We start from the raw sequence: 5,365 nt of genomic DNA, 5'->3' as shown, positions 1-5,365 counted from the left end.
GCGCGGTACTGTTCCCCGGCCCGGAGCCAAGGTCAACGGCGAGGGAAACGGGATGGTGGGCGATACGGGCGAGCAGTTCGGCTGCGGGGCGGGTACGCTCGGCGCCGAACTGTAGATATAACGAGGGATTCCAGTCTGCCATCGATGACTCCGGGTTAGATAAACTCGTTCATCAGCATAGATGGCATTGACCGCGGGTAAAATAGCTTTACCGATTTTTATGCTTAACGTGACAGCGTCACGCTAAGCGGCGGCGGGAGAGTGCCCTGCGCCCGTCCGCGGACTAATCGGCGTCCTTTAGCGACTCCGCGCGTTTAGCAGTGGCATAGACAAAATCCAGCATCGGCTCAAGATCGGTATCGTATCCGGCCTGGATTATTTTCCCCCGCAGCCACTCAATCTCGCTGGTAATATCCGGGTGGAAAATATTGTTGTCCTGCGCTTTACGCAGCCATTTCAGCAGGAAGTTATTTTTTCCTCTGATCCCGCCCGCTTTCTTCGATTTTCCGTGTATTTTCAGCGCGATTAATATGCAGTAATAGAAATGAACCCGCTGATTAAAACTTTGATGCATGTATGTATTTCCCGCCAGACTCAGGAATTCACCGTCGAGGTCAGTGATTCGGATTGGCCATGATAACGGGCACGGATCGTTTATTATTCGATCTCTGATATCTCACCCGTTTCGCCAGTACGCCCGTTGCCGGGCGTTGAGCGGATGGTGTCACGGATGCCGAATAACAGTCAATTCTTGATTACTTTTTTACCTTTTTCAGCGGGGGCGGCCCGCCGAATACAATTCCTCATGCCCGTCGCAAACCGGCGCGTTGTTGCAGGTATACGCGGAATATCAAGATAAATGCCATCACCACGACCGCCGCCGCCAGCAGATAAATAGTTCCCAGGCTGTAATACCCGGCAACCCAGCCGGCAACGGGGCCGGTCAGGCCGAGAGCCAGATCGAGAAACGCCGAGTAGGTGCCCAGCGCGGTGCCCTGGTTCTGCTCCTCAACCTGTTTCACCGCCTCAACGCCCAGCGCCGGGAAGACCAGCGAGAAACCGGAGCCGGTCAGGAAGGCGCCGATCCCGGCCACCCATGCAGAGGGAGCCTGCCAGATAATCAGCAGGCCGATGCACTCGATAACAAAGCAGGCCAGCGACACCGGCACGCCGCCGTAGCGGGTGATGGTGTTGCCGAGCACCAGACGAATGCAGATGAAACCGACGCTGAACAGCGACAGCGTAAACGCCGCGCCCTGCCAGTCGTGGGCGGAGAAGTAGAGGGTAATGAAGGTGGCTATCACCCCGAAGCCGACCGTCCCCAGCGCCAGCCCCAGGCCGTAGGGCCAGATTTTGCGCACCACCACGTGAAAGGGCGCGCGAACCCCGCCGCTAACGCTGACGTCCTGGCGCGTGCGGGCAAAAAGCAGCCCGATAAAGGCCACCGCCACTACCACCACGGCAAAACCGCTAATGCCAAAATAGCCGTTGAGCAGCACCCCCAGCGGGGCGCCAACCGCCATCGCCACGTAGGTGGCGACCCCGTTCCAGGAGATAACCCGGGAGGTATGGATCGCGCCGACGGTTTTAATTCCCCACAGCGTCGCCCCGGTGGCGGTAAAGCTCTCGCCCACGCCGAGGAAGATTCGGCCAACCAGCAGCGCGGCCACCGCCAGCAGCGGAACGGATTGCAGCAGCACCGCCGCCAGCGTGAAGACTCCGCTCAGCAGGCAGCAGACGATCCCGAGGCTGACGACTTTTTTCGGCCCCCAGATATCGGCGTAGCGCCCGGCGTGCGGCCGGCTAAGCAGGGTGGCGATGTACTGCAGACTGATCACCACGCCGGCCATAAAGGTGCTATAGCCGAGCTGATAGTGAATGTAGCCGGGTAAAACGGCGAGCGGCAGGCCTATCGATAGATAGCAAATACAGGTGAAAACCACGATCGAAATGATGCGCAGGTTGAGCTGAGTCTGAGTGGCAGCAGAAGTCATAACGTCAGGTATTTAAAACAAAAGGGGGATTAGCATAGCGCAGACCCAGCGGCCAGCACGAGCCCAGGAGGTGATTTCCGCACGTTTCACTTAAACGGGCGCAAGATGAAATTTATGCCGTTGACGCTGCCGCCAAATTTCTCCAGAATTCACTCTTTCGGAGAAAGAAAATGTCCGTCACAGATTCCCTTCTTGCCTTTTCATTCGCTGCGCTGCTCCTGACGTTAACCCCGGGTCTCGATACCGCCCTCATTCTACGAACCTCCGCCGCGGAAGGCGGTAAAAAAGCCTTTCAGGCCGCGCTGGGTATCGACGCGGGATGCCTGATCTGGGGGGCGCTGGTCGCCCTGGGTTTAGGCGCGCTGCTGGCGGCATCGGAGCTGGCCTACAGCCTGTTAAAATGGTGCGGCGCCGCCTGGCTGTGCTGGCTGGGCCTGCAGCTGATCCTCCGGCCGCGTCGCGCTTTTGATGCCGGAACGGCGGCGCCCGCTGCCGGTAACTGGTTCTTAAGGGGGATGTTCGGCAACGTGCTGAATCCCAAAATGGGCGTCTTTTACGTCTCGTTCCTGCCGCAGTTTATCCCGAACGGCCACTCTCCGGTGGTCTGGACCTTCCTGCTGGTCGGCATCCACGTGCTGCTGGGCACCCTGTGGTCCTTAACCCTGATTATGGCTACCCGCTATGCGTCGGGCCTGCTGAAGGCGCCGGGGTTTATCCGGTGGATGGACCGGGTAACGGGCGGCGTGTTTATGCTCTTCGCCGCGCGGCTGGCGCTCAGCAGCCGCTAGGCCATTTGCTTGCCTTATTGCCTGGGCAGCGGGGCCAATTCGCGGTATATATCTCATCTCGTATATCAACGTCCAGGAGGGAGTATGACAGCCGATTTAGCCGGGATTGAGGTGCTGTTCGTCGCCGGGTTTGGGCCCATTACCCGCAGCGCCGAAAGCAGCCGATCGTTTTACGCCGAGGCGCTGGGTTTGCCTTTGAAGGCGATGGAGGGTAACCCCGACTACCTGCTCACCGAGCAGGACGCGCTGGCCGGGGTGAAGCACTTTGCGCTGTGGCCGCTGGAGCAGGCGGCGCAATCATGTTTTGGCGTCAACGACTGGCCGGCGGATCTCCCGCAGCCCCAGGCGTGGATCGAGTTTGAGGTGCGCGATATTCAGGCGGCCAGCGACGGCCTGCTGGCGAAGGGTTACCGCCTGCTTATCGCCAACCGCGTAGAGCCGTGGGGGCAGACGGTGACGCGTCTGCTGAGCCCGGAAGGGCTGCTGACCGGCATCACCATCACGCCGTGGCTGCGCGGCGAGTAGATGCTATCCGTTCCCGTCCCCGCTGCGCGACGGCTTGCGCCGGCAGCGGAGGCGGGGCGTTTCCCGCTTAATATCCTGCATACTTCGTTGACCGACGAAGCATTCCCCGACGTTTTCCTCTAGTTTCCCGTTCTGACGATCCGCGGCGCCGATCCAACGCCGCTTGCCTGTCCGTCACTTTATAATCATACTAATTATAGAATTTATATCGTAAATAATTCTCTATTTGAGATTAATGATTAAAAGGAGTGCGCAACGTGAGTGAATGCAGGCCAGAACTGAAGGCTTTCCTGCTGGCGCTGGCCGGTTCGGTGGTGCTGATCGTCGGGATGGGGTACGGGCGCTTTGCCTTTACCGGGATCCTGCCGCTGATGCTGGATGAGCATATTTTAACGCTGCGCGAAGGCAATCTCGCGGCCTCGGCGAACTACGCGGGCTATCTGCTGGGGGCGCTGATGCTGGCGAAGGCCAGGCCGGGCGATGCGAAGTGGCTAAGCCTCGCATCGGTACTCTTAACCCTGCTGTGCCTGGCGGCGATAGGCTGGCTACGCTCGCCGCTGGCCATTATTGCGGTCAGGGGCGTGGCCGGCATGCTGAGCGCGGTGACCCTGATCGCCGCCTCGCTGTGGCTGCTGCAGCATATGAAGCATCATAACGGCGCGCCGATCCTCTACTCGGGGGTCGGAATGGGCATTTTTCTCTCGGCGGAGTTTATTTCGCTCGCCAAAAGCCACGCTTTTACCAGCCAACAGATCTGGCTATCTGTGCCGGCAGCGCCGCGCTCCTGTTTTTGCTGGTCCTGCGCCTGCTGCTGAGCCCGTCGGACTACCTCGTGGACTGGAAACCGACGGCATCGGCTCAGGCGGCAGGCGCAGAAGGCCGACGAGGGGATGCATGGAAGCTTTTGATTATCTACGGCTTAGCTGGTTTCGGCTATATCATCACCGCTACCTACCTGCCGCTGTTTCTCTCCGGCTCGCTCACCGATATCGACCCGGTACAGCTGTGGGCGCTGTTTGGCCTGGCGGCGGTTCCGTCCTGCTTTGTCTGGCACCGGCTGGCGCTTAAGCTCGGCTACCGGCGGGCGTTTACCCTCAACCTGATGGTGCAGGCGACAGGCGTGATCCTCCCCGCCTGGAGCCACTCCCTGGCGTTTTGCATGCTGAGCGCTCTGCTGGTTGGCTTCACCTTTATGGGCACCGTGACCCTGGCGCTGCCGGAAGGCAGGCGCCTGAATCACCTGGTGACGTTCAATATGATTGCCGCCATGACCGCCACTTACGGCATCGGGCAGATTATCGGTCCGCTGGCGGCCGGCGTTCTGCACGGTCTGACCGGCTCCTTTAACGCCGCTCTCGGCGCCGCGGGCGGGGCGCTGTTTGCGGCCGCCGTACTGGTGATGCTCGGCAGGCGGCAGAGCTAAATATCGGCCGCCAGCAGCAGCTGCTGGCGCATGGCGTCCAGCGCCGGCGAAGCGTAGCCTTTGCGCCACACCAGCTGGGTTATCGCCGTGCCGACCGGCTGTGTCTCGCAGCCTTCGGGTAGGGTCATGAGCGCCAGCACGCTCTGCGGGACGATCCCGGCATATCCCCCGGAGGCAATGCAGGCAATCACGGCGTGATACGAGCCGATCTCCTGGACTTCAACGTTTTTCACGGCGGACAAAAATGCTTCCCCGCGCCGGCGATAGCTGCAGCCCTGGGCAAACGCCGCCAGCCTGAACTCTTCCTGTCCGCCAGGGGTTATCAAGACCAGCTCCTCGGCAAACACAGGCAGGTACTCCAGCGCCTCCGGACACTCCGGCTCGCCGCTGGCGTCCGGAGGCAGGCTCACCAGCGCGCAGTCGAGCGCGGCGCTAAGCACGCGTTCGACCAGCTGCCGGGTGGGCATGGTTTGCAGGCTGAGGGCGACCGCCGGGCACTGCTGATGAAAGCGCGGCAGAATAGAGGTTAGCCGGCTGGCGGCGGCGGCCTCCATCGCCCCCATCCGCAGGCTCCCGGCGGGCTGCGTCGGATGCAGCGCCTGCTTCGCCTCTTCGGCCAGGCTGAGGATCCGCAG

At 60.9% G+C, this 5,365-nt stretch carries 5 protein-coding genes and 2 pseudogenes; 3 read left to right on the top strand and 4 right to left on the bottom strand.

Going from position 1 to position 5,365, the window contains the following annotated elements; genetic code table 11:
* From PFH44_RS24740 to PFH44_RS24730, 3 genes and pseudogenes are all read right to left on the bottom strand, one after another.
* A pseudogene (locus PFH44_RS24740) lies at nt 1-142 on the bottom strand (trans-aconitate 2-methyltransferase); the annotation flags it as partial.
* 141 nt (nt 143-283) lie between these two features.
* On the bottom strand, nt 284-574 hold the full coding sequence (locus PFH44_RS24735) for a hypothetical protein (protein WP_041145621.1): 291 nt from the start codon (nt 572-574) through the stop codon (nt 284-286).
* 229 nt (nt 575-803) lie between these two features.
* Nucleotides 804-1,994, bottom strand: a complete 1,191-nt coding sequence (locus PFH44_RS24730; protein ID WP_283826463.1) for an MFS transporter — start codon at nt 1,992-1,994, stop codon at nt 804-806.
* Nucleotides 1,995-2,164: 170 nt separating this feature from the next.
* Here PFH44_RS24730 and PFH44_RS24725 point away from each other — a divergent pair, with 170 nt between their 5' ends.
* The 3 genes and pseudogenes from PFH44_RS24725 to PFH44_RS24715 all read left to right on the top strand — a co-directional run bounded on the left by PFH44_RS24725 (nt 2,165) and on the right by PFH44_RS24715 (nt 4,730).
* The gene (locus PFH44_RS24725; protein WP_045858206.1) at nt 2,165-2,782 is read left to right on the top strand and encodes a LysE family translocator; all 618 of its coding nucleotides are present in this window, start codon (nt 2,165-2,167) and stop codon (nt 2,780-2,782) included.
* 84 nt (nt 2,783-2,866) lie between these two features.
* Nucleotides 2,867-3,307, top strand: coding sequence for a VOC family protein (locus PFH44_RS24720; protein WP_045858204.1), 441 nt, complete (start codon nt 2,867-2,869; stop codon nt 3,305-3,307).
* A 329-nt stretch (nt 3,308-3,636) separates the two neighbouring features.
* Nucleotides 3,637-4,730, top strand: a pseudogene (locus tag PFH44_RS24715) (YbfB/YjiJ family MFS transporter).
* Here the strand turns inward: PFH44_RS24715 and PFH44_RS24710 are convergent.
* The coding region (locus PFH44_RS24710; protein ID WP_283826462.1) for a LysR substrate-binding domain-containing protein at nt 4,727-5,365 on the bottom strand (639 nt) is incomplete at its 5' end. The pseudogene PFH44_RS24715 and the gene PFH44_RS24710 overlap by 4 nt on opposite strands.

This window comes from Klebsiella sp. Ech2A (genome assembly GCF_030078455.1).
Lineage (GTDB): Bacteria > Pseudomonadota > Gammaproteobacteria > Enterobacterales > Enterobacteriaceae > Klebsiella > Klebsiella terrigena.
The sequence above is the reverse complement of the archived record's forward strand: the minus strand, read 5'-3'. Positions and strand labels throughout refer to the sequence as shown.